Annotated in this window: 23 protein-coding genes and 1 rRNA gene; 10 read left to right on the top strand and 14 right to left on the bottom strand. The window is 57.6% G+C overall.

The genetic code is table 11. The annotated features are described in order from the left end of the window. Positions 1-12 precede the first annotated feature (12 nt). The 7 genes from ACFSYH_RS09985 to ACFSYH_RS09955 form a co-directional block, all read right to left on the bottom strand. A complete protein-coding gene (locus ACFSYH_RS09985; protein WP_377466815.1) occupies positions 13-333 on the bottom strand; it encodes a HigA family addiction module antitoxin in 321 nt (106 codons plus the stop codon). Beyond that, the gene (locus tag ACFSYH_RS09980; RefSeq protein WP_377466814.1) at positions 308-535 is read right to left on the bottom strand and encodes a type II toxin-antitoxin system RelE/ParE family toxin; all 228 of its coding nucleotides are present in this window, start codon (positions 533-535) and stop codon (positions 308-310) included. The genes ACFSYH_RS09985 and ACFSYH_RS09980 overlap by 26 nt, the downstream gene beginning before the upstream one ends. A 426-nt stretch (positions 536-961) precedes the next feature. Next, positions 962-1,390, bottom strand: a complete 429-nt coding sequence (locus tag ACFSYH_RS09975; RefSeq protein ID WP_377466813.1) for an SRPBCC domain-containing protein — start codon at positions 1,388-1,390, stop codon at positions 962-964. Between the two features lie 41 nt (positions 1,391-1,431). Beyond that, positions 1,432-2,424 (bottom strand): SRPBCC family protein, encoded by a 993-nt coding sequence (locus ACFSYH_RS09970; RefSeq protein ID WP_377466812.1) that lies wholly within the window; start codon positions 2,422-2,424, stop codon positions 1,432-1,434. Between the two features lie 21 nt (positions 2,425-2,445). Beyond that, entirely contained in the window at positions 2,446-2,787 is a 342-nt protein-coding gene (locus ACFSYH_RS09965) for an ArsR/SmtB family transcription factor (RefSeq protein WP_377466811.1), read from the bottom strand. Between the two features lie 252 nt (positions 2,788-3,039). Beyond that, positions 3,040-3,549 carry a GNAT family N-acetyltransferase gene (locus ACFSYH_RS09960; RefSeq protein ID WP_377467183.1) on the bottom strand — a complete coding sequence of 170 codons (510 nt, stop codon included), beginning with the start codon at positions 3,547-3,549 and terminating at the stop codon, positions 3,040-3,042. 142 nt (positions 3,550-3,691) lie between these two features. Continuing rightward, positions 3,692-5,200: a PhoH family protein gene (locus tag ACFSYH_RS09955; RefSeq protein WP_377466810.1), complete on the bottom strand. Its 1,509-nt coding sequence runs from the start codon at positions 5,198-5,200 to the stop codon at positions 3,692-3,694. A 304-nt stretch (positions 5,201-5,504) separates the two neighbouring features. On the opposite strand from ACFSYH_RS09955, the gene ACFSYH_RS09950 reads away from it, so the two are divergent. After that, complete coding sequence (locus tag ACFSYH_RS09950) at positions 5,505-5,981, top strand: hypothetical protein (RefSeq protein WP_377466809.1); 477 nt, start codon at positions 5,505-5,507, stop codon at positions 5,979-5,981. A 365-nt stretch (positions 5,982-6,346) separates the two neighbouring features. Next, positions 6,347-7,489 (top strand): hypothetical protein, encoded by a 1,143-nt coding sequence (locus ACFSYH_RS09945; protein ID WP_377466808.1) that lies wholly within the window; start codon positions 6,347-6,349, stop codon positions 7,487-7,489. 221 nt (positions 7,490-7,710) lie between these two features. Here the strand turns inward: ACFSYH_RS09945 and ACFSYH_RS09940 are convergent, their stop codons facing one another. From ACFSYH_RS09940 to ychF, 5 genes are all read right to left on the bottom strand, one after another. Next, entirely contained in the window at positions 7,711-8,571 is an 861-nt protein-coding gene (locus tag ACFSYH_RS09940; RefSeq protein ID WP_377466807.1) for a hypothetical protein, read from the bottom strand. A gap of 595 nt (positions 8,572-9,166) precedes the next feature. Beyond that, positions 9,167-9,790: a Fic family protein gene (locus ACFSYH_RS09935; RefSeq protein ID WP_377466806.1), complete on the bottom strand. Its 624-nt coding sequence runs from the start codon at positions 9,788-9,790 to the stop codon at positions 9,167-9,169. Then, entirely contained in the window at positions 9,790-9,945 is a 156-nt protein-coding gene (locus ACFSYH_RS09930; RefSeq protein WP_377466805.1) for a hypothetical protein, read from the bottom strand. Before ACFSYH_RS09930 ends, ACFSYH_RS09935 begins: the two co-directional genes overlap by 1 nt. 378 nt (positions 9,946-10,323) lie before the next feature. Next, positions 10,324-12,270, bottom strand: coding sequence for a hypothetical protein (locus ACFSYH_RS09925; RefSeq protein ID WP_377466804.1), 1,947 nt, complete (start codon positions 12,268-12,270; stop codon positions 10,324-10,326). 870 nt (positions 12,271-13,140) lie between these two features. Beyond that, positions 13,141-14,226, bottom strand: a complete 1,086-nt coding sequence (gene ychF, locus ACFSYH_RS09920) for a redox-regulated ATPase YchF (RefSeq protein WP_377466803.1) — start codon at positions 14,224-14,226, stop codon at positions 13,141-13,143. Positions 14,227-14,500: 274 nt separating this feature from the next. Here ychF and rrf point away from each other — a divergent pair. Then, positions 14,501-14,617 (top strand): 5S ribosomal RNA (gene rrf, locus ACFSYH_RS09915). A 456-nt stretch (positions 14,618-15,073) separates the two neighbouring features. On the opposite strand, the gene ACFSYH_RS09910 is transcribed toward rrf, so the two are convergent. Beyond that, positions 15,074-16,165 carry a 4-hydroxy-3-methylbut-2-enyl diphosphate reductase gene (locus tag ACFSYH_RS09910; protein ID WP_377466802.1) on the bottom strand — a complete coding sequence of 364 codons (1,092 nt, stop codon included), beginning with the start codon at positions 16,163-16,165 and terminating at the stop codon, positions 15,074-15,076. Positions 16,166-16,462: 297 nt separating this feature from the next. Here ACFSYH_RS09910 and xseA point away from each other — a divergent pair, with 297 nt between their 5' ends. The 5 genes from xseA (at position 16,463) to ACFSYH_RS09885 (ending at position 21,253) form a co-directional block, all read left to right on the top strand. After that, positions 16,463-17,797: an exodeoxyribonuclease VII large subunit gene (gene xseA / locus ACFSYH_RS09905; RefSeq protein ID WP_377466801.1), complete on the top strand. Its 1,335-nt coding sequence runs from the start codon at positions 16,463-16,465 to the stop codon at positions 17,795-17,797. Positions 17,798-17,852: 55 nt separating this feature from the next. After that, positions 17,853-18,119, top strand: a complete 267-nt coding sequence (locus tag ACFSYH_RS09900) for an exodeoxyribonuclease VII small subunit (RefSeq protein WP_377466800.1) — start codon at positions 17,853-17,855, stop codon at positions 18,117-18,119. Next, a complete protein-coding gene (locus ACFSYH_RS09895) occupies positions 18,116-19,039 on the top strand; it encodes a carbohydrate kinase family protein (RefSeq protein WP_377466799.1) in 924 nt (307 codons plus the stop codon). The genes ACFSYH_RS09900 and ACFSYH_RS09895 overlap by 4 nt, the downstream gene beginning before the upstream one ends. 65 nt (positions 19,040-19,104) lie before the next feature. After that, positions 19,105-19,734, top strand: coding sequence for a carbonic anhydrase (locus tag ACFSYH_RS09890; protein ID WP_377466798.1), 630 nt, complete (start codon positions 19,105-19,107; stop codon positions 19,732-19,734). 97 nt (positions 19,735-19,831) lie between these two features. Then, a complete protein-coding gene (locus ACFSYH_RS09885) occupies positions 19,832-21,253 on the top strand; it encodes a class II fumarate hydratase (protein WP_377466797.1) in 1,422 nt (473 codons plus the stop codon). A 90-nt stretch (positions 21,254-21,343) separates the two neighbouring features. Here the strand turns inward: ACFSYH_RS09885 and ACFSYH_RS09880 are convergent, their stop codons facing one another. Then, entirely contained in the window at positions 21,344-21,826 is a 483-nt protein-coding gene (locus ACFSYH_RS09880) for a MarR family winged helix-turn-helix transcriptional regulator (RefSeq protein WP_377466796.1), read from the bottom strand. Positions 21,827-22,099: 273 nt separating this feature from the next. Here ACFSYH_RS09880 and ACFSYH_RS09875 point away from each other — a divergent pair, with 273 nt between their 5' ends. Together ACFSYH_RS09875 and ACFSYH_RS09870 are read left to right on the top strand one after the other, a co-directional pair. Then, positions 22,100-23,839 (top strand): alpha/beta hydrolase, encoded by a 1,740-nt coding sequence (locus tag ACFSYH_RS09875; protein WP_377466795.1) that lies wholly within the window; start codon positions 22,100-22,102, stop codon positions 23,837-23,839. A gap of 2 nt (positions 23,840-23,841) precedes the next feature. Next, on the top strand, positions 23,842-24,219 hold the full coding sequence (locus ACFSYH_RS09870; RefSeq protein ID WP_377466794.1) for a universal stress protein: 378 nt from the start codon (positions 23,842-23,844) through the stop codon (positions 24,217-24,219). The last annotated feature ends 224 nt before the right edge of the window (positions 24,220-24,443 follow it).

Genomic DNA, 24,443 nt, shown 5'->3' with positions numbered 1-24,443 from the left:
GAACAAGCTAGCCTAGGCAACGTGCAGCGGGGTAATGGCGGCAACCTGCTCACGCAGCGCACGCTGTTCAACACGCAACGCAAAATTGGATTGAAGGTTCATCCAAAATTCAGGTGTTGTGCCGAAGTACCTAGCCAAACGAAGAGCAGTGTCTGCCGAGATACCCCGCTTACCATGGACAATCTCATTGATTCGTCGGGGTGGAACACCAATGGACACCGCTAGTTTGTGCTGGGTAATTCCGAAACCCTTGATGAAGTCCTCCATGAGTACCTCACCGGGGTGGATAGGATCAATCCAGCCAGCATCAGTGGTAGTCAACGAGTGTGACATCCTCTGCACCTCCATCAGTCCACATAAAGCAAATACGCCATTGCTTGTTCACTCGTACGCTGTGATAGGCACTCAGGTCACCTTTCAACCGCTCAAGCTGATTACCTGGCGGAATGAGTAGATCACCTAGTTGAGCCGCTGCATGGATCAACTCCAGCTTCCGAAGCGTCTGGCGTTGGAGATCACGAGCAATCGCCGTCACATACTTCCCTTGCCAGATCTTCTCAGTCTCTCGGTTACCGAACGACCGAATCACAATTCCACCATATAACGGGAGGCGTTATTAACGCTAGGCGTTAAAAATCGTGGCTGATTCGTCCAGGCAGCGCGTCGCACAGGTCTTACCGGAGACTCAAGCGTGCCACCCGATCTGGCATCATCATTGCTCATTTCTCCATGATGTCGGAAGGCCCATCGAACCAACGGGGTCCATCCCAGCTCTGTGGACAGACTGGACTCCTATCCACCTGTGAAAACACATGAGCGCATTGCGTGCAGCCGTTCACTGCACGCAATGCGCTCATGTGCCTGCTAGTTACGAACTTTCGTGTGTTGCGTTCCGGCAGGGATATGCTCCACGAAACCCCTACACCCAGATGAACTCCTTATGTCCGTACCACATGCGTTTCTACGTTTCAGACTCGCAATAGGTTTTCAGCGAGGAAAGCAGATGCGGCCAGCCTACTGCAGTTTCACGTGCCACCTGGGAACCTGTAGGAAGATCGGAATGTATGATCGTGACCAGCGTCGAGTCACCTTGCCCCTCTAGGCGCCACTCCACTGTGCTTGACGGGGCATGGAGCACTTCTGGGGACCACACAGGGTGGAAGGAACCCCTGAAATAGACGCCTGGCTCAATATCGGTGATCAAACACTCAATGTCCACCTCTCCATCCGGCCCGCGATACAACAGTTCTGAGCCGCTATCCCAGTCGCTTTCGACCGTGTTGCCGAAGTACCATTCCTGGGTCGCCTCGCTCGTTGTCAGGGCCTTCCAGACCTCGGCAACTGGAGAGTTGATCTCAGCTTCGTAGGTCTGTGGAGGCAAGGCAACCACTGTCACTCCTTTGGGTCGGACCGCCTACCATGCGGTAGCACTCATTGTACGAGGATTTCGTTTTCGAGACGCTGGTAACTCGTTTCCATACCGTCAGCCATGCCGGTGGCCAGTACAGCTTCCCGGACCTCACTGTTCGGATACGTGATCAGGTAGGACAGAAGAGTACCGCCTTCGACAGATGTGAGCGTGAGTTCATTGAGGCTCTCAGGGCTGGACTCTCCGTCTGGGTCCTGCGGCGAGATCATGCGCTCTGTTGCCACAAGGCGGTGTGGCGCGACGGCATCCATGACCACCCCTACGAAGCCGAACCGCTCTCCTGACTCGTCGTTCTGCCACTCAGTCCGCAAGGTCTGTCCTGGCTGTTCGCCGTACTCACAGACCGGCATGCTCCAGCCGTCTGGGCCCAACTGCCACCGGCGGAGCAGGTCCGGTTCGGTGTGCGCTCGCCATACCTGCGTAACCGTACCGCGAATGAGGCGTGAGACTCGGACCTGATCCTCACCGATCAATTGCACCCGCGTGCCGTTGCCCGCAGCAAAAGAGGTGAGATCCTCAAGCACCGCATCGATTTGCCCCATAGCGGCGCTCATGCCCTCGACCATGCCCATCTTCTGGAGCTGTTCGAGTTCTTCGAGGTTATTGAAGTGCGTGGTTGTGGTCAAGCGTGACCCAAGTGCTGTCTCGGTGAACTCAAAGGTCATACGCATGCTGGGCATGTTCTCATTCGGTTCGCCGTCCTCACCCGCGAATCCATCACGCACCTCAAACGAATGTGGGGCCTCTACGGCGATCCATTCCCAGTAGCCGCCGCTGCGGTCACCTTCAGGTCCGGTCATGTAGTAGTTGGTGATGCCGCCGACGAAACCGTCGTGCCGGGTGAACGTTGCGGGATAGGTTGGTGGACCCCAGAATCGCTCGATTTCTCGTGGGTCGAGGTAGGCGTCCCAGAGGCGACGCACGGGTACGGTGAAGTCCGCGATCACCGTGAGTGTGAGCGCGTCTGTGTCCGTGATGACTTCGGTGATAGGCATGATCTTGGCCTTTCGATTGGGTTAGTTGTCTCCCGCGAGAAGTGCGTCGAGTCGGTCGATGCGCCCACGCCAGATCTGTTCAAAGTGCCCCAGTAGTTGCTGGGCCTTTCGGATGGTTTCCGGGTTACCCCGAATGATGCGCTCCCTTCCCCGTGGGATTCGGGCGACGAGGTCGGCGGCCTCCAGCACCACGATGTGCTTTTGAACCGCGGTGAAACTCATGTCGTATCTCTGTGCGAGATCTGAGATTGAGGCTTCTTCCACGAGTGTGCGGCGCACGATGTCGCGTCGCGTGGCATCGGCAAGCGCCCGGAAGATCCGGTTCACCTGCTCGTCGCTGAGTTCATCACCTTGTACAACCATTTGGTTGTACATTAGTTCAGCGTGCGACTCCCGTCAACACGTAGATGTCTATTGACGACGAGTTGGCTGGTACGCGCGATATCCGCGCGTACCAGCCGACTCGTCGAAAAGGGCTTTCCAGACCGAATGGCCGATCTGCGCAACGTTCGCGCAGAGATCAACGAACACCATCCTCGATACATCAGAAGTTCACGGACAGCGCCCTTGGCCATCACGAGGTGGTTGTCCAGAACACTCCTGCCGAACGACCGCTCAGCAATCCCATTCCGTGTCGAGCAAGGCATAGACATAGGTGTCGTGCCACACGAGAGCACCATTGATGTCCTGGGCGAAGCTGGCAGCGGCCAGGTGATGCGCCTCGCGACGTAACCCAACGCGCTCAAGCAGCCGCCACGAACGTGTGTTGAGGGGGTTACACCGGGCGACAACACGATGAGCCATCTGGTGAGAGAAGAGTTCCTCCAGCAACGCAGACAGCGACTCTGTCGCATACCCCTGACCCCAGTGATCAGGATGGAACACGTAGCCGATCTGCCAGGTGTTCCAGTATTCTGGCCCCTCGGGAGCGAGGTAGAGGTTATCCACGAGCGTTCCATCGCCAAGGCTCACGGCCAAGAACCTCTCATCATTGGCTCGCTCAGCGGCGACCCGGTAACAGTCCTCGAGGGTGTGCAGGCCGTACGGTTCAAATTGAACGGCCTCCGGGCGAGACAGATACCCATGAAGCGCAACCGCGTCCTCGGGCGAGAACCGGCGAATCACCAACCTCGAAGTATGCGCGTACATGCGACGAAAGTAACACGCGACATACGTACACGGGTGAGACCAGAGACCCATGACCATCGACCGTTCCACGCAACCTGATGCAGGTGACCACCCGCCGAGGAATAGACAACAACCCCACTCAAATGCTGAGTGTCTCCAGCATGTCCGTCACAAGAGCCGCCACCGGCGAACGCTCAGACCGTGTCAACGTGACATGCCCAAAGAGCGGGTGCCCTTTGAGCGCCTCGATCACCGACACCACGCCGTCATGCCTGCCCACGCGGAGGTTATCGCGCTGGGCCACGTCATGAGTCAGCACCACACGCGAACCCTGTCCGATACGCGAGAGCACCGTCAACAGGACATTACGCTCAAGCGACTGAGCCTCATCGACGATCACGAAGGCATCGTGCAGCGAGCGCCCACGAATGTGTGTCAAGGGAAGTACCTCAAGCAGGTCACGATCGATCACCTCGTCCACTACGTTCTTGGACACCACCGCACCGAGCGTGTCATACACCGCCTGCGCCCACGGATTCATCTTCTCCGATTCGCTACCCGGCAAATACCCGAGTTCCTGACCGCCAACAGCGTAGAGCGGACGAAAAACCATGATCTTCTTGTGACGTCCACGCTCCATGACCGCCTCAAGCCCAGCGCACAGCGCTAGGGCTGACTTACCTGTACCCGCCCGACCACCGAGAGAGACAATCCCGACCGACTCGTCGAGAAGCAGATCAATCGCGACCCTCTGCTCAGCCGACCTACCCCGCAGCCCAAAGAGTTCCTGATCGCCACGAATCAGTTGCACATGCTTATCCGCAGTCACCCGCCCCAGCGCGCTACCGCTCGGTGAATGCATGATCACACCCTTATGGCACAGCATCGGCCCCGAGTCCTGGTCGAACTGCCCATCCAGTGCGGTCAGCTCAACGGAGTCGTTCTCCCACATCTCCCTGATGGTGTGCTCAGGAACCTCAGCGTAGGTGATACCCGTCCAGCCCGTCTCCCGTGAAAGTTCCGCCTGATATTCCTCAGCCTGCAACCCCACCGCTGATGCCTTGATCCGCATGGGTAGATCCTTGGACACGACCGTGACATCCTTGTCCTCGGCTGCGAGGTTCGCGGCCACTGCAAGGATTCGAGAGTCATCGTCACCCAACCGGAACCCCGCCGGAAGCACCTGCGGGTCGATGTGGTTGAGTTCCACCCGCAGCGTGCCACCGATAGCGTTCACGGGCAGGGATTGGTCAAGTCCGCCATGCTCGATTCTGATCTGGTCAAGGAGCCGCAGGGCAGAGCGCGCAAAATAGCCAAGTTCCGGGTGATGACGCTTTGCCTCCAGTTCCGTGATCACCACAATCGGCAACACCACATTGTGTTCAGCAAACTTCAACAGCGCCCTCGGGTCAGACAGCAGAACCGATGTGTCCAAAACGAAAGTCCGCGTACCAACCGAGTTCTCTACACTCGTGGTCGCGGACTTCTTTGTTTTCGCTGCTGGGTTCTGCGCGCTTTTCCGGGCGGTTCTTCTGGGACTCGCTGCTGATGTCTCATCCGCGGTGGTGGAACTTCGCTTACTTGGTGAAGCGCCTTCCGCCGAAGACTGTGCTGCCACCTGCGATGCTTGCTGAGTACGCGTTGCCATGCTGGCCATCTTGCTTCCCCTCGATCGGCTAGAAACAGGGATTCGGGATAAGCCCGAGCCTCCCCATAACCGAGACTAAACACATTGAGGTGATTTGAGTCACTACGAAACGCCCCGTGTCCCATTGTTCACTCACTTGTAACGATGCTCTACCCTCCAAGCAAAGACAGGCACAGGCCGTGATCGCCCTAAGATAGAGGTGTGGAGCGGTGCGCACGAAACAGCGCAGTCTTGCGATGAGAGCGTTCCAGGGGACTCACATACCGACCTATCCGTATCGCAACACATCTAGGAAATGAAGCCAATGCCCGCACTCAAACGGTCCTTCATAGCGGCGCCCCTTGTGGTATCAGCGCTCACCCTGTCATCATGCGCTTCAGAAGAAACTCCCGACTGGCTAGCATGGCAAACTCAGGCGGATAACTTCATTAAACAAGAAAGCACGAGCGAGAACTATCTTGGCGCTGTAGGCCAATCCGTGACACCCAAAGACCCAGTACCCAATGAAGGGGACGGCGTACAGTTGTTCTTGTCTAGTGCCGCCGCGTTAAAAGAAATCAAAGTCGTTTGCTTCGGCGAGAACTCAATTCTGGCCAATGTCGCCATCAGTTCTAACGGAGCATGGGAAGCAGCCGAATCTTTCGAGCTAGCCTGTGGAGATTCTCCGCAGGAACTCCGTTTAGCGAGCACAAACGCACCCATCGATGCCATCCGCTTCAACGCAACCGTTCTAGACGGCGACGGCACTGTAGTCGCTGCCACAATACTAGGCGCCTCGTAACGCCCTGCTCAGTCAGATTGGTCTGACATTCATGCGGCAGAGAGCATTTCATTGGCTGCACCAACAATCATGCGGTCGATCATGCTCTTCGAAGTACTTCCCGGAGACCTACGCGGGGGCAAGCACGCAAACCGCATACGAGATCGCTCTGCGAGTCGCATCCAACCAAGAGTTAAACTCTGTGCGAGATCTCGACCCGGAATAGTCCTAGACGTTGAACCGGAATTACACGACGTCGCCACGCATACCAACCTCTGGCCTGAAGCTCAATAGGCTGTCATCATCCTCTGCGTATTCCGACTCGATCTGGACACACGTCTATAGACTTGCCTTGGACAACGCATAGACGAAGATAGAGAGGCCTCATGTTGAAAAGAAGCCAACTGAGGGGGTTCGAAAGGATTCTGACAACCGAAGTTCATGTATCCGACCTAATCCAGGAGCTCACCGACCGCGATCCGACTCCGTGGGGCGAACTGATCGGCACGGTACCCGTCGCCGCTGACCGCGAACGTTCATTCGCAAGGCTGAGGCGGAAGAAGCATGTTCGAGGTTCAATTGACCTTCTACTCACGACTTCTGAGGGTGAAACGGTCGCAATCGAGGTCAAAGTCGCTCACTACTTTTCGGAGGACCAGAGGCTACGTTATGAGGCTACAACCAACGGTGGCCTGCTCCTACTCGGCATGGCAGCAGACAGCACGCTGGTCAATGGTTACCCACGGTGGAGCTTTCACTCGCTAGCCGATGTGTTCCACGCATGGTCAGGATCTCGTGACGAGGATGCGGCGCTTCTTGCACGAATCGCAGAGCAATCAATGCGGAGATGGGACAGCGTCGTCGACTCCGTCTTCCGCCCAGCTACCGGGGCAGCCAAGCTCAACGAACTCCAGAAAAAGTTCTTGGCCATCCTCGTCTCACGTCGGCTTAAGCACGATCTAAATGGGCAAGGGTGGCTGTCACTTGCCGGAACCTCGTCAGGGACGAGCGGACTCGCACTCGTTCAGGGATTTGCGGCGCTCAATGGCGATGAGGCCCGCTGCCTGATCGCCGAAGTACGCTGGGTTGAAGGGCTACAACAGATCAACTTCCGATTGGGCATTGATTTCTCAAGTTTGGACGAAACCCGAGAAACGCGCTCCGAAGCGTGGGCTCTAGCGAAGTACATGGACACCACCATCCGTCTGGATGCTTTCCATCTCCACCTCGCGCAAGTTCGCCCGGATCTTGGTGAGTTCATAACCTTCCGAGGAGGCGGCGGCCGGAATACACCAAACGACGAGATCTGGCTCCCCGTAGTCGAGCATGGCCTTAAAAACGCAACGAGGAGATCCGTAAAGCCCGGGTTCGTCGGCGACGGCGTCTTACGGTTCGAAGCATCGGGCCAAATTCAGGCCGACCGAGTCGACGCAGTCGACATTCGAGACCTGATCGACGAGGCACTAAGATACCTCTGTTCCGCGTTGCCGGAAGGGTACTCGGCCTCCGAGTCAAACCCGGAACTGTGATTATTCCTAACAAACCTATTTTAGGGTGCGACGAGGCAGCGAGGCGTTCACTGAGCAACACGTAGACGGGCCTCTGGCTGGTCCGAGAACGGTCCTAAGCTGAGACCGCCGACTTGCTCCAGTCGTCAGCAACGAAAAAGCTCCCAAGTATGTAAGTAGACGGTAAGTGACTTGCTAAATATTGGAGGATTCCCCATTCTCCCGCAGTGGAGCCCCGTACCTTAGCGAGTAAGAGACTTGAAAAGGATCGCATCTTCCCAGGAGGATATTTCCGTAGCGTCTTCGCCATGCTTCGAGAACCAAAGCTCGAGCAGCCGAAGATTTTGCCTGATGTCGCTCGAGATCAGGACCGGACAAATCTCAGCCGCATCTCTTAGACGCGATACGAGCTGAGGCATGTCACTAAATGCAAGGCGATCTTTCAAGTGAATCTGCACAATTTCGCAGCCTTCAAAGGCCGTCGTGATAAATCTACCGTTTCTGGGCAACACGACGGCACATCGAGCGCCCTCATCCGGGGCAACCGCGCGATTGCGGATGACCCATGTTCGGACATTCTCTGCTGTTTCGCTGAACAACAGGTAGTGCGCGTCCCAAGTCTCAAGCCAGTATCTCAGGTATGTCTGTCCCCCGTTGCCATTCGCGACGGTTTCCAACTCCGCTCTCCCGAATGGTTGGCCTGCCTCGGAGTATGACAACCGCACTTCCTGCCCCGACGTCTGCAAAGTGATGTCCGCACACTCAGCGTGACTATGCGCGTTGAGCGCAAGCTCCGCAAGGAGAGTAGCAATATCGTCAGTGACCATGGACGACCAGGCGCTTGTCATTCCCGCGGCACGCAAGTGGTCGTGGATGCCTGCTGGATCGGATTCGAGCCAAGTAGTGGTATGCGAAATGAGATCGCATATATGCTCTTCACGCCACCCATGTTGCTGGGCGGCTCGTGCGCTTCTTATCTGTCGCGCCTTCCACTGCTCCAGGAGCACGACTGGATACATAGTCTCATCATCATCGATTAGTTTCGCATCACTCCGACACAAATGAATCCCATTGCTCTGATCCGCCCGCTGCGCGTCAGTCATCGTCGAATCATATCGAGCGCTGTTAGGGCGTCGTCCCCTAATATGAGCCGCCTCCGCGGTAGAAGAGAGTCCAGACTTTCGTGCGTCTGACGCGGCGGTAGTCGATTTGTCACACCAAGGAGCCGAGCAGACGTGTCCAGCCTCCCCTGCGAGGCGTGTCTTGGTTGCGGGACTGAACTCACTAGGATAGTTTGTCATACCATCGCAAGAACTGACCGTAGGCCAATAGCTTTGGTCAACAAGGACTAGCCGTTGAGGACTCAAGCGACGCCGAAGCTTTTGGGCAGAAGGTCCCGAAGAGCTCCCAACTCTGACGCGGGACGGACGGTTCCACAATGCCCTAGCAATACACACAAAACGCCCCGCCAGGTCGGATAATCAAGGTGGGGCAATTTGGACTGAGATTCAGTTGCGAAGCGGAGTATTGCAAGGTAGAGGCTTCCGAAACCCGAAAAAGACACCAAAACTTATACATTGAACCTGAATTCGACCGAGTTCCGCAGTCGATAGGTATCACGTTCTCGATGCGGGATAACGGGCCGGAGATCCCTAATCCTCAGCACCCGCACTGACACCGTAACGCCACCCGGATACGTTACATCGCAATCGTGGAAATAAATGCGGCTAAGGGTTTGGGATCACGGTTCACATCATACTGCCGCAGAAGCACTATGTAGCTTCTCTTGTCGACTTCCCAGTTGTAACTCTCATAAACGCTATCGGAGTCCTGAGCAGCCAGGAAGACTAGGTCGGCAAGGAGCCGTGTGGCTCGACCATTTCCATCGACAAAACCATGGATTCGAACTGTTTCAGCATGGATCGCGATGCCCAGTTCGCGGGCCGACCAGTCCTTGGCGTGTTCCCAACGGTACTTTATATTGCCAAAACCAGCTCGCATTTCAGCTGCGATATTAGCGGGGTCGATACCAATGCTTGACTCTCGGCGTCGATATACGCCGGCCCACGTCCATAAGTCACCATAGAGTTTCGCATGCAGTTCTCGTAGAAAAGCATCATCAAGAAGGTCCTCTAGAGCAAGTTTCCCATCAGCGATTTGGCTTTGGAGTGCGATGCTGACTTCATCTGCGATAGCCTGCTCAGCCTCAAACAGTTCCGCCTTATTTGGCTGATCACCAAAGATCCGGCGAGCCAGTGGAGTGAGTGCGCTAGCCTCATCTGGCGTTATCGGCGTTTCACCGTAGCCAGGATCGAGGTTCATTACGCCTGCTTGTTACGAGTCGCTAAAAAAACCTCGACTCGATCTGAGCGTTTGGAACCAACGGGCACCGAACGATTCTCGAGTGCGGCCGAGGCCCGCGTCGAACGCATAGCGGAACGACGAATTGCTTCAGCAGTAACATTCTTGCGCTTCATGACGGCACCTCCTCTACCCGTTGTTTCCATCAATTCTATATAGGAAAGACCACCCATGTCTCTAACTAGGGGCAGAAGTGCAGTCGTAGCTGTTTCTGTCGAACTTACTCGGAACCGAATAACTCTGCTCGGGCGGTCAGGTCGCGTGCCTAAACTCCACCGAGTTCCGGCACATAGGTACATCTGAACACGGGGTTCACGTGCGCCCCCCACGGTCAGTGCTCGCTACTAAGCAGGGGACACAGGCTCACTCTCGACGTGGGTCAGCCTGCAGGACGCCACGAAGGCGGTAGCGCTCCATCACGGGCGCAGGGAACCCGGCTGAGACGCCACATACTAGGGATCTGAAGAGTGCTAGACCATGCCAGCAGTCGGCCACTATTCCTTCGCGAGCACGGCGTTATCCGTCAGGCAGAAGTCATCGTTGATCTTGATGACCAGCGCAACGAGTATGCGGAGCGCTATTAGATACGTGTGGCGGTGAACGCGGTCGTCGTCACCCTCTGCCTGTGATCCATGGAGGTAGCGGTTGCGCAGGCTAGGTCCGTTGCTGAACTCCCTATCGTTAAGGAAGTAGTTGAAGTAGCTGACCTCCGCGGTGCTGAGCAGCGTTGATCGATGCACCAGCCATCCGGCGCTCACCATCTCGTCAATGGCTTTCTGGCCGGCAGCCGAGTGATGGAGACAGCTCGTCACCTCGCGCTCCCAGAGTTCCTTGAGCACATACAATTGTGGCGCGCTTGCGAACGCAATTCGGTCACGATCTCCGGTCAGGATGCCCTTCTCGGCTAGGAAGTCGATGTTGCGCTGTTGGTACTCGTGGAACTGGTCGTAAGCGATGTCATTGGCGATGACCAAGTGGAGGAAGCTCTCTGCCTCCAGATCGCTGCTGATGTGCACCAATCCGGATTGGTCCGAGAAGAGCAGGTGCTGAATTCCTTGGATGTCTGCGTTGTTGGCAACGTAAGCGTACTTATCCACAACCTGACTTGGGATGCCGTCGTAGGAAAGCTGCTCCGATGTGATTGTCAGCAGCTCCGGGTCAACCTCGCCGTAGTCAACATGCAGCGTGAACTGCTTGAGGACGCTCTCCATCTCTGAGAACAGGTGTCGGCTCTTCTCAAGGTAGGTAGCGGTCGGGCTGGAGGCGCGGTACTTCAGCCCCGTGGCACCGAACTCCTGCTCAAGGTAGTCCGTGAAGAACCAAGCGATGACCGACTCGAGCTCTATACCTTCGGAGCTGAGGAAGCGCTCGTACATCAAGGTCTGGAGCAAGGACGCCTGGTCCTGGAGCCTGAACGCCGCCCCCGTCCGGTAGTCGCCCTTGCCCGGCGTACCCATGAACCGCTCGAAGACGCCAAGTTGCGCTTCGTAGGAAGGTAGTTCCAGGAGCATGTGCTTGTTGGCGAACTGGAACAGGTGAACGAAGTTATTCAGGATAGTCGGGTAGTCGAGGTTCTCCGTGAGCCAGGTTCGGCTGTAGGAGTACTTGCCAACCATGCCGTCCCAAGACTGGACGACCTCTTCGACCTGATCGGCTGAGATGCCCACTTCGCAGCCGGTCTTGATCCCCTCCGTGGACTCGAACATGTTCTTTGTGAGCGCATCGGCCTTGCGACTAGCCTTTAGCTTCAGTCGTGCATCGACGCCGGTGTTCTTGTCAGCTCGTGCGGATGCGATCAGCTTGACGAAGTTGAGGTTGGGCTCTTCCTCGTCTACGTAGCGGTCAAACAGGTCACGCTGATCCGCGGGAGTGAAGCTCTTCGGGAGGTGGATTGGGTCCCGCCCCTCGGACTGGAGGAGCTTCCGCGCAAGCAGCTCAGCATTGCGCGGCCCAGCGAGTAGCAAGGCCCGAATCTCCTGGTCGTAGGCACGCACGAGTGGCTGGCATGAGAGCAGATCGCACGGGTGGAACCTCTGCTCTTGAAGTGCAGCAAGCACGATCGAGCCAGTGCAGCGCTCGAAGACCTTGTTCTTTCCGAGGAGATCGAGGACATCTGTGCGGTACTGAAAGTCAACGTCCTGAACGAACGTTGAGAAGGTGGAGTCAGTCACCTTGCCGAAAAATCTGCCGATGATTTCCCGGATCTCGGGGACGTGCACCAGAGGTGCGTCTCGCTCTGCTTCGGCCAGGTCCTTCGGGAGAATTTTATGTTCTAGGAACAGCGCGAGGTGATGCAACTCAACGATGTCGTTTATGCCTTGATCGCCCCGAGTAGCATCAAATTCACGGACGAGCTCTAGGAGACGATCGGCCTGCCAAAAGGTTCCGTAGTCGCTTAGGCCGAAGAACTTCAGTCTCGTCTCTGGTCCGCTTTCCGACACTCGAACCTCCCTCCCGGTAGACGTCCTACTCTATACATGTCGGGGGAGCCTGATGGCACGAATTTGAAGTTGTTACCTGATCGTGCAGCAGCCCCTATCGATAGACTTGACTGCCAGCCGTTGAAGCGGAACTCCACCACGTCTTCGTTCACCGGTCGCCTCTGTCTGTCTTGTCGACAGTCCAACAATGTTCATCGTTCTTGACACATTCCGCAGCCATTCGCCGTTGCATGACTTTGCGCTTCCCCGTGTTCAGATCATCTACCCACTGAACAGGCTTGTCATAGAATCGCAGCCGACCCCCGTCGAACGGGCAGGTTCCTTGCATGCGAGCAAGCCCGATCCTCCTACCCCAGCCGGTAAGCGCAGGGAGCCAAGACAAGGACGAAAAGTGCTGAGTCTCGTTCTTTGCAACGCGACTCAGAAACCTGGCCAAAGCAAAGACGACAACGAGTCCCAGGAAGACAAATACCCAGACAGGCTGGACCGGCTTGACATTTCCGGTATCATCCGTACTCAGAATAGTGTTGACTAAAGGTTCGACGACCTTATAGACCGACCCAAGACTCAGGAGTCCAGAGATCACGCTGACCCAGGTGAGAACAGCAAGCGTCAAGGGGCTTCGCCAGGACCATTTCGGCTCATATGTGGCGCGGGCTTCCTGGGGCTCCCCCCCAGATGAATGTCACCACCAGCCTGAAACACACCACCCGAGATATTGCCGCCACCAGTATCTACGTGCTGATTGGCTCCGTTATCGCTATTGCCTAGCCGCTTGCCACACTACGGGCAGAACCACGCACTTTGGGGGACTGTCACCCCGCAAGCCGCGTTCGGGCAGATCATTTCTTCCCACCAGACTGCAATCCGCTACACATTAAACCTAAACTCCACCACGTCGCCATCCTGCATGACGTAGTCCTTGCCCTCCATGCGTGCCTTACCGGCAGCGCGGGCATTGGCGACAGAACCAGTCTCAACAAGGTCCGCGAACGAGATGACCTCGGCCTTGATGAAGCCACGCTCGAAGTCAGTGTGAATAACTCCAGCAGCCTGTGGCGCGGTCCATCCCTTGCGGATGGTCCAGGCACGGGATTCCTTTGGACCTGCGGTCAGGTAGGTCTGGAGACCAAGCGTGTCAAAGCCGACGCGAGCCAACTGATCTAGCCCTGCCTCGTCCTGGCCATTCTCCGCCAACATCTCTGCGGCCTCTTCTGGTTCGAGTTCAACGAGTTCAGACTCGAACTTGGCGTCCAGGAAGATCGCGTCAGCGGGAGCAACGATCTCGCGAATTTCGTTCTGGAACGATTCATCGGCAAGACCAGCGTCATCGGTGTTGAACACATAGATGAATGGCTTTGCGGTAAGCAGTTGCAGCGAGGAAATCTCGGAAAGGTCCAGTTTCGCGGCACCGGCGCCAGCGAACAGGGTCTGACCTTCTTCAAGAATCTTCTGGGCGACCTTGGCCGCTTCAAAGAGAACCGGGTCGCCCTTCTTGATCTTCACTTCCTTCTCAAGACGCACGAGGGCCTTACCCACGGTCTCAAGATCAGCGAGGATCAGTTCGGTGTTGATGGTCTCGATGTCATCCTTTGGCGACACCTTACCGTCTACATGCACAACGTCAGGGTCAGCGAATGCACGCGTCACCTGGCAGATCGCGTCAGCTTCACGAATGTTTGCCAGGAACTTGTTGCCCAGGCCCTCACCCTCGGATGCGCCGCGCACGATTCCGGCGATGTCCACAAACGACACGGTCGCAGGCAGAATCTTCTCGGAGCCAAAGATCTCAGCCAGTTTGTTCAGGCGAGGATCTGGCAGAGGCACGACACCAACGTTCGGCTCAATCGTCGCGAACGGGTAGTTCGCTGCGAGAACCTGCGCACGAGTCAATGCGTTGAACAACGTCGACTTACCGACGTTCGGGAGACCAACAATTCCAATAGTAAGAGCCACGTTGCACCATTCTACCGGCTCACCGCAGCCACCGGGCGTGGTCTCAAGGAGACTCCCCTCACCTCACCATCCGAACTCAACCTTTTGTGTCCGAGGTCAACCGCCATTCGGTTGACCTCGGACACAAAAGGTTGAGTTCGATTGCAGCGGTGCTGGATTGGCGACGATTCGGTTGCGTACTTGCCTGCACGTTACGCCTAGTCTGAGCTTGGTGTGGTGGAGGTTACCCCGACTGGAGTTGGTGTTCGCCACTGGAGTGTAGTTAACTTGTTTCTGCGGCCATCACAGCGGTGAGGAAACGCCCGGTCCCATTCCGAACCCGGTAGCTAAGCTCACCAGCGTCGATGGTACTGCACTCGGGAGGGTGTGGGAGAGTAGAACGTGGCCGCACTTAAACTTCATAGTAAAGAACGAGGATCCCTAATGACGGGGATCCTCGTTTTTGTTATGCCCTAGTTCTTTCGTGGCCTAGAGTGGCGCAGTCGCAGTCGCCCAACATGGTGATTCTCCGGAGTTAGGTGTTTTTCTTAGGTGGTGATTCCGCAGAAATCACCATGTTGCACTGTCTAGGCGTGTGGGGTGAGTGGTTTACCTTAAGGAACTCGATGGGCTGTTTTTGGCCCGAGTGCATGATCTTTGGACGTGCACCCGGACCAAAAATAGCCCATCGGTTTGGTAGGTGGGGTTGGATGTAGCCGTGGGTGTAAGGGTGGGTTGTTGAACTGGACGGTGTGACGAGTACGAATGCGAAGAGGGGCACGAGCATGACAGGCACAAGCCTGAACATTCACCAACAGCAAGGCCCTGGCCCCTCCACACGAGGGACCCGGGCCTTGTGATTCAATTCTTACAGGGCGTTGCACCCATCACCAGCCGGAACGACCGAGTCGGAAACCGGCTCGACGCCCAGATCCCTACGGCCTTCACGGCGCGGACGCTTGGATTCGACTCCGGCCTTCTTCAAGTCAGCGCGTAGTTCACGTGGCAGGGAGAACATGAGGTCCTCGGTTGCGGTGCGAACCTCTTCGATTTCACCAAAGCCCTGCTCGGCAAGGTACTTCAAAACGTCCTGGACGAGGATCTCGGGAACCGATGCCCCCGAGGAAATGCCGACTGTGGTCGCTCCGTCAAACCAGGCGCTGTCGATTTCCTTGGCGTAGTCGATTAGGTAACTCGCACGAGCGCCTGCGTCGAGTGCGACCTCGGTGAGGCGTACGGAGTTTGAGGAGTTACGCGAGCCGACCACGAGCACGACGTCGCAGTGTGGTGCAAGCTTCTTGACCGCGACCTGACGGTTTTGGGTGGCATAGCAGATGTCGTCGCTTGGTGGGTTCTGCAGGGTGGGGAACTTGGTGCGCAGCCGGTTGACGGTCTCCATGGTCTCGTCCACGGAGAGCGTGGTCTGGGAGATCCACACGACCTTGTCGGGATCGCGGACCACGACATTGTCCACATCGTCTGGCGAGTTCACGATCTGAATGTGGTCTGGGGCCTCGCCTGCGGTGCCCTCGACCTCCTCGTGGCCGGTGTGGCCGATCAGCAGGATGTCGTAGTCATCTTTAGCGAATCGGACGGCCTCTTTGTGCACTTTGGTCACGAGGGGGCAGGTTGCGTCGATGGTGTCGAGGTTGCGTTCCTTCGCAGCGGCGACCACTGCCGGGGAGACCCCGTGTGCGGAGAACACGACACGCGCACCCTCGGGCACCTCATCGGTGTCGTTGACGAAGATCGCGCCGCGTTCGGCGAGCGTTTCGACGACGTATTTGTTGTGCACGATTTCTTTACGCACGTAGACGGGTGCGCCGTGCAGTTCGAGTGCTTTTTCGACCGCGATCACTGCACGGTCAACGCCCGCGCAGTAGCCACGGGGCGCTGCGAGCAGCACCCGCTTGGTTGCGACTGGAGGTTGGGAGTCATTAGCGAGAAGGGTTTGGCTCACCCCCTCATTCTAGGTGAAGCGTCTGACGGACGGGGGCGGAAAGTGCGGTGACCTTGTGCACGTCTGGGCGGCTGATTGGCGACGATTCCCTCCTTGCGCGGATGACGTGCGGTTTGTGCTGTTTTCACAGTCGATGGGCACAGGTTCTATCCGTTGATGCGAGGGAACGTGCGTGTGAAGCGGACAATTGTCAGAGGGATGCGTCAGGCTGTTACGGACAAAGTAGTGCAGTGGATTATAGAGATGATGCGTAACGGATGCAGTTTGTAACCCAACAAACCGTTAGGGAGTTGAGGTTTGAGTGATCAACGGGGGAAGGACACAGAGGTTGTGAGTGAGGACTCTCCGAGCGAGCCCATGGAGTTGGCGGTGCGTGCTGGTGATACCACGCGGGACAATCCGTGGCCGGTGCGCGTGTTGTCGCAGAAGATCGCACAGTACATCGACCGCATGGTTCCGCTGTGGATTGAGGGCCAGGTCGTTCAGTTGAATAAGCGGCCCGGTGCCGGTATGGCGTTCTTGACGATCCGGGACACAGACCTGGACATGTCGCTTCCCGTGTCGATCTATACGCGCTCGCTTGAGCAGGCCGGGCCGCTGGCTGAGGGTGCCCATGTGGTTGCGCACGTGAAACCGACGTTTTGGACCAAGCGCGGAACATTGCAGATGCAGGCGAAGGAGATCGCCCAGGTTGGCATCGGTGAGTTGCTTGCGCGGATCGAACAGTTGAAGGCGCAACTTGGATCTGAGGGATTGTTTGATCCCGAGCGCAAGAAACCTCTCCCCTTCCTACCTAAGCGTGTGGGGCTGATCTGTGGTCGCGAGTCCGAGGCGTTGCACGATGTGCTGGTGAATGCCCGAGCACGGTGGCCTGAGGTTCAGTTTGAGGTGCGTGAGGTTGCGGTTCAAGGAGTGCACGCAGTTCCTCAAGTGACCGCTGCGCTACGGGAGTTGGATGAGATCGCGGATGTCGAGGTCATCGTCATCGCCCGTGGTGGTGGCGCGGTTGAGGACCTGCTGCCGTTCTCCAACGAATCTCTCGTGCGTGCTGCAGCCCAGGCGCACACCCCGATCGTTTCCGCGATCGGTCATGAGCGCGATACTCCCCTACTCGACTTCGTAGCGGATGTTCGGGCGTCCACCCCCACCGACGCGGCAAAACGCATCGTGCCGCATGTTGCCGAGGAACGCGCAGGAATTGCTCAAACACTCGCGAGGGCGCGAGCCGCAGTCAACGCGCGGATCCAACGCGAGCAGCACGGTCTCGACATGATGCGAAGCCGTCCAGCCCTCGCGCAACCCACCGTGTTGATTGACGCCCACGAGGACAGGTTGCGGCAACTCATCGCGCGGTCGCGCACAGTCTTCGAACGCAGTCTGCTCGATCAGTCTGCACGGATCCGCGAACTCACCACTCACGTTCGCGCGCTCTCGCCATTGACCACGCTTGAGCGAGGATACGCGGTGGTCCAATCGGAGAACGGTTCGGTGATTACCTCCCCCGAACAGGCTCTCGGCGGAGCCATCGTGCACGTCCGAGTTCAACGCGGTGCCTTCAGCGCCACCGTAAACCCACCGCACTCGTCGCCTCTGCTCAACGGTGCGGAACCACACCCCACAGAACTTTCTTAAATCATTTATCAAAGTCCCTGGTGTTTTGACATTCGATCATGGAGAATAATTTCAGATGACAAACAGCAATGAGCACATCGTCTCGGAGCAGGACCGCACGGCGATCGCAGCCCTCGGCTACGAAGCCGCACGCGACGAACTCGTCGCGGTCGTGCAGCGCCTGGAAGCCGGATCACTCCCCCTCGAAGAATCGCTCGCACTGTGGGAACGTGGCGAACTCTTGGCCACGCGGTGCCAGGAGTGGCTAGACGGGGCACGAGAGCGACTCAATGCCGTTGTCAACCCACCTGAACAGGACCAGCAGGAAGACCAAGCACCATGAACTCCGCCCCGCGCGTGACCGCCTATATCGTCGGTGAGGCACTCATCGACGCCGTTCAAACCCAGTCGGGCGACGCTGAAGAGTTTCCCGGTGGTTCTCCTGCCAACGTGGCGCTCACTCTGGGGCGACTGGGACACGACGTGGCACTACACACCTGGCTTGGCCAAGATGCCCGCGGCACGGCCATTGTTGACTGGCTCGCGCAGTCCCACGTAGCACTCACCGCAGGTAGCCAGGATGCCCGCAAGACCCCTGTCGCAGAGGCGCACATCCAAGAAGATGGTTCCGCGCGGTACGTGTTCGACTTGGAGTGGGACCTGCACGGCGTGGACGAGGCCTGGCGCAACGCAGACGTGGTGCACACGGGTTCAATCGGTGCGGTTCTTGAACCAGGTGGTAGCAAGGTACGCAAACTTCTCAGCTCGGCAAAACCAAGCGCAACCATCACCTATGACCCGAACGCACGTCCGATGCTCATGGGTTCACCAGAATACGCACGCTCAATCGTGGAGTCCTACGTCGAACTCGCTGACGTGGTCAAAGTGAGTGACGAGGACCTCGAGTGGCTCTACCCCGGTCAAGACATCTACGAGGTTGCCCGGGAATGGCAATCCCGTGGACCTGCCCTCGTCGTGGTCACCCGCGGCGGATCAGGGGCTATCGGTTACGCCGAATGTGGTGCGGTCGAAATCTCGGCTCCACGAGTGACAGTGGCGGACACAGTCGGAGCAGGTGATTCGTTCATGGGTGCGCTCATCCACGGACTCGCTCAGCACGACTGTCTCGGCAAAGATGGACGCGACCGCCTGCACTCACTCGATAGGTCTACTCTAGAAACCGTCCTGAACCAGTGCGCGCGGGTGGCGGCAGTTACCGTCTCCCGCCCCGGAGCCAATCCTCCGTGGCTCGCAGAGATCTGAGCAGTTCGACGCGGCACTCACTGACTTAGGCGTGATTGTTCACCCGAGTAAGGAATGAGGGAATCGTGCCAACCACCTTGACCCCCGCCCAGGCATGGCAGCAGCTCAAAGACGGAAACCATCGATTCGTCCACAACCAGATGGAGCACCCGTCTCAGGGGTTTGACCGACGTCAAGAACTTCAGGTTGCTCAAGCACCGTTCGCAACCTTGTTTGGATGCTCAGACTCTCGTGTTGCCGCTGAGATCATCTTCGATCAGGGCCTCGGTGACCTGTTTGTGGTGCGCACAGCGGGCCATGTTCTGGACACCACCATCGTGGGCTCGATCGAGTATGCGGTGGAGATCTTGCGTACACCACTGGTTATCGTGCTCGGACACGACAGTTGCGGTGCAGTCCACGCGGCGGCGCAGGCGCTGACCAAGGGTGACCAGCCCACAGGTTTCATCCGTGCCGTCACAGACCGCGTGATCCCCTCAATCGTTTCCCTCACCAAGGAAGACGGCGGAATGGATGCCCTTGATGAGGCGCTGCTCCGCACGCAGCATGTGAAGCACACGGTTGACATGCTCCACTCCTACTCGGTGTCCATCGCACGTGCTGTCGAGGAAGGCCGCTGCGCAATCATCGGCCTTGAGTATGATCTCCAAGACGGCCAGGCGCATCTGGTCGCTCAGATTGGACAGATCGACTAGGTAGTATTGCGGACGGGCACGCTCTTGGTGCCCGTCCGTTTGTTTTACCCCAGACCAGTACCCGCATTCTCATCGACCAATGAGGCAGAATTAGTTCATGAGCAATTCACACGACACCGCCGTCGACACTGAATACCGGATCGAACACGACACCATGGGTGAGGTGCGCGTACCCGCGCACGCCCTATATCGCGCGCAGACACAGCGTGCGGTCGAAAACTTCCCAATCTCGGGAACCCCGCTTGAGCGCTCACACATTGAGGCTCTCGCTCGAATCAAGAAGGCCGCAGCACTCACGAACGCTGAACTTGGTGTTCTTGCGCAGGACATCGCGCAGACCATCGTCGCCGCAGCAGACGAGGTCGCAAGCGGCCAACACGACGCGCACTTCCCAGTTGACGTGTTCCAGACAGGTTCCGGCACGTCCTCCAACATGAACATGAACGAGGTTCTGGCAACTCTTGCGAGCCAGAAGCTCGGTGCGGACGTGCACCCAAACGACCATGTCAATGCCTCGCAGTCCTCGAACGACGTGTTCCCCACCTCGGTTCACGTGGCCGCCACCTCAGGGGTGCTCCGCACCCTGATTCCGGCGCTCGAACACCTTGCGGAATCCCTTGAGAGTAAGGCTGAGGAGTTCACGGAAGTTGTGAAGTCCGGACGCACGCACCTCATGGACGCCACTCCCGTGACGCTTGGCCAGGAGTTCGGTGGTTATGCCGCAGCGATCCGCTACGGTGTTGAGCGTCTGCAGTCCGCTCTCCCTCGCGCGGCGGAGGTTCCACTTGGCGGCACGGCCGTTGGTACTGGTATCAACACCCCAGCTGGTTTCCCCCAGCGTGTGATCGCACTGCTCGTGGAGGACACGGGTCTGCCGCTCACCGAGGCTCGCGACCACTTTGAGGCGCAGTCCTCGCGTGATGGTCTCGTGGAACTGTCCGGTGCACTGCGCACGATAGCGGTGTCGATCACCAAGATCTGCAATGATCTGCGGTGGATGGGTTCGGGTCCTAACACCGGGCTTGGCGAGATCGCGATCCCTGACCTACAGCCGGGTTCCTCGATCATGCCTGGAAAGGTCAACCCGGTCATCCCAGAAGCGGTCCTGATGGTTGCGGCTCGCGTCATCGGAAACGATGCAACCGTTGCCTGGGCAGGTGCGAGCGGGTCGTTCGAGCTGAACGTTCAGATCCCCGTCATCGCGCAAGGCGTGCTCGAGTCGATCCGGCTGCTGTCGGCAGCCTCGATCGTGCTTGCTGACAAGACCGTTGACGGTATCACGGCGAACGTTGAGCGCGCACGCGCTCTGGCGGAGTCCTCGCCATCAATCGTGACCCCGTTGAACCGTGCTATCGGTTACGAGGCTGCAGCCAAGGTGGCAAAGCACTCGGTGAAGAACGGCATCACTGTTCGTGAGGCCGTCATAGAACTCGGTTACGTGGAAAATGGCCAACTCACTGTGGAACAACTCGACACGGCACTTGACGTCTTGTCGATGACAAGGCCTGCCTCCAAGTAACACTTACCCATGGCGATGGCCCACACACTTTGAAGCGTGTGGGCCATCGCCATGCAGTTGCTCGCGACTACCGGGGGTGATTCACCAGCGCTATCGGGGTTCGACCGCGTTCAAAAGTTTGGCCGACAAGCGCTGCAACTCGGCGATCTCAGTTTCATCGAAGTCTGAGAGCAGTTTCTTTTCACCGTCAAGCACCGCTGGCATCAGTTCATCGATAAGATGCCGGCCTTCATTGGTGAGGTTGACCAAAACCACGCGGCGATCACGTGGGAGCACTTCTCGGGTGATGAGTCCTTGCATGGTGAGACGGTCCAAGCGCTTGGTAATGGCAGCGCCCGAGGATTTCGTCATAACGGATAACTCGGTTGCCCGACAGTTTTTCCCGGATCTGCGCACTGCAGCGAGTAACTCGAACTCGCCCCGGTTCAATCCGTGTTGCCCGACAACCTCGTCGGTGACTACGGTGATGTAAGACGCGATTCGAATAATACGGCCGATGCTCAGAAAAGATTCGGTATCGAGCTCCGGTCGAATTTCCTTCCATCTGTTATGTGCGCGCATTAGAAAGTCCACAGGTCAACCGTACTAATCTTTTACGTGGCTGAGAATACCACCAAAGGACCAATCTGGTTCAGGTTGGACTGGACTATTGTCCACCCCGAGTGCAAAAAAACGTAGACCCGTAGGTGGACATCGGCCAATGAAGGCAGACACACCACCCCTACGACTGCAACCGAGTCCCGCATGTTGTCAAACATTTTTACACTGCACCCATAGGTCATACGCATTGTCCGCGCAACGGCGATACAGTTGATCTTGCATCACCTTGAGTCCAGGAGCCATCGCATGAACTTCGCCGTCCCTGCCCTTGTGACTCGTTGGCGTGCCCACTGCGCTGTATGGTTTGCCCGGCTTTCACCCACCGGCGTCGCTTTTGGGGTTTTCGCGTGGTGCGTTTCGCTGGCTCCATCGCTGGTACCGCGCAGTTGGGTTTTCCAGGGTGTTTTGAGCGGTGTGTCCATTATTCTGGCGTACGCGTTTGGCGCAAGTGTCGGCGGCTTCATGCGGTGGCTGGGGTTTGACACGCCGTGGCCGGATCGAGTCACGCGAATTTTGTGGCGGACGTTCCTACCAATTGCCGCTTTCTCGATCGTGGCGAGCGCGTATTTCGGAGCGGACTTTCAAACACGTTTGCGCATTCTTTTTGGGATGCCGGGCAGTTCGCCATACATGTTCATTGGACAGGCGATAGTCGCTTTTTCTCTTGCGATTGTCGTATTGTCCCTTTCGCGCCTTTTGCGCCGAATTGGGAACTGGGTTGCCGCAAAGTTGGGTCGTTGGTTCCCACGCCGTGCCGCCATCTTGGCCTCAGCGCTTATCGTCGCCGTTGCAGTTCTCATGTTGGTCGATGGGACGCTTGTTCGTGGTTCGATGAACGCCCTGAACTCGATGTATGCAACATCCGACAAGGAGTATGCGGGCGATGTCGAGCAGCCAACGCGCGACACCCGCTCGGGCTCACAGGCTTCGTTGTCCAGTTGGGATTCCTTGGGCAAGATGGGCCGCGAGTTTGTCTCTGGTGGCCCGAGCGTTGACGATTTACAAGCTGTCGCGGATCAGACGGAAGCCCTCGCTGGGCGTGAGGCGAGGGACCCCATCCGCGTGTACGCGGGTCTTGGTGAGGACCATGACCTTGATGCAACCGCACAGCAGGTCATTGCGGAACTGGACCGTACGAATGCCTGGGATCGCAAAGCCCTACTGGTGGCAACCACAACTGGCACGGGTTGGATCGACCCGGCCGCGAGCACGACGTTTGAGTATCTGAACGCTGGCGACACCGCTATCGCCTCGATGCAGTACTCATACTTGCCGAGTTGGGTGTCGTTCTTGTCTGACCGTGGTACTCCGCCACAGGCCGGTAAAGCTTTGTTTGAGGCCGTGTATGCGGCATGGTTGGAAAAGCCAGAGGATTCTCGTCCGAAACTTTACGTGTATGGGCTCTCTCTGGGGAGTTATGGCATGCAGGGCGCGTTCTCCGGACTACAGGATCTGAACGAACGCACGGATGGAGCGGTGTTCGTCGGCACACCGAGTTTCACGGACCATTGGCGCTACTTCACGGAGCGTCGCGATCCGGGCTCACAGCAGATTGCCCCGGTCTTTGATGGTGGCAAGCAGGTGCGGTTCAGTGCGTCACCGGACGATGCCTCGGGGCTGTGGGATATCGCCCCGGTGTGGAGGGCCCCGAAGGTCGTCTACGTCCAGCACGCCTCGGATGCCGTGACCTGGTGGAGTCCAGAACTGATCTGGAATGCGCCGGATTGGATTGACGAGGAACCAGCGGTTGACCGACCGATGACAATGCGCTGGTATCCGATCGTCACGTTCCTGCAGGTGACGTTCGATATGTTTGTGGCCGGTGATGTTCCTCCGGGCCATGGACACATGTACCTACGCGAGTATGTTGACGCGTTTGCGGCTGTGACGCAGGAGTCCCGCTGGGATACGGCGGACATAGATTTGGTCAAGGAGTGGGTCGCGCTTGGCCCACACCCGGAAAGTACGCAAGAGCAAGGACGCTAGATATGACTGTTTTGGCTGCATACAACGAAACGACCCAGGGCGATGCCGCATTTGCTGCGGCGGTTGCGGAGGCCAAGCGGCGTGAGGCGCCGCTTGTGGTGTTGGTGCTGACCCCTCAACCCGACGATGCCCCTGTGCCATCGCGTCTGGGCGCACTCATCTCGCAGTATTCGGGCACGGAGGTGACGGTTGCATTCCGGAGCGACAAGATTGATGTCGCTGATGCGATCTTGGATCATGCCGAACGCATCAATGCCGAGATCATCGTCCTCGGATCAAAGAAGCGCACTCCGGTGGGTAAGTTCCTGCTCGGTTCCACAACGCAGCGTGTCCTGCTGGACGCGCCTGTTCCAGTTTTGGTCATCAAAGCTTCCGAGTAGCGTTCACGGACACAGACGCTCCACTTTTTCCATTTGAGAGTACTGAAATCCGCACCCTCAGTTAGTGCGAGTGCACTTTTGGTAACTCTCAGACGCTCGCAGTGCGTGCGAGTGCGATACCTGGTTTTCTTGGATTGCCGACGAGTCGATCCGCCCCAGCGTGGCTCCCCTCCCAGCGCGAGGGCCTGCTGGAACGCGGCCCACTCGTCGGCAATCTACGCTTT

The organism is Populibacterium corticicola (assembly GCF_042683685.1).
GTDB classification, from domain to species: Bacteria; Actinomycetota; Actinomycetes; order Actinomycetales; family Cellulomonadaceae; genus Timonella; species Timonella corticicola.
This window is presented reverse-complemented; position numbering and strand designations above follow the sequence as displayed.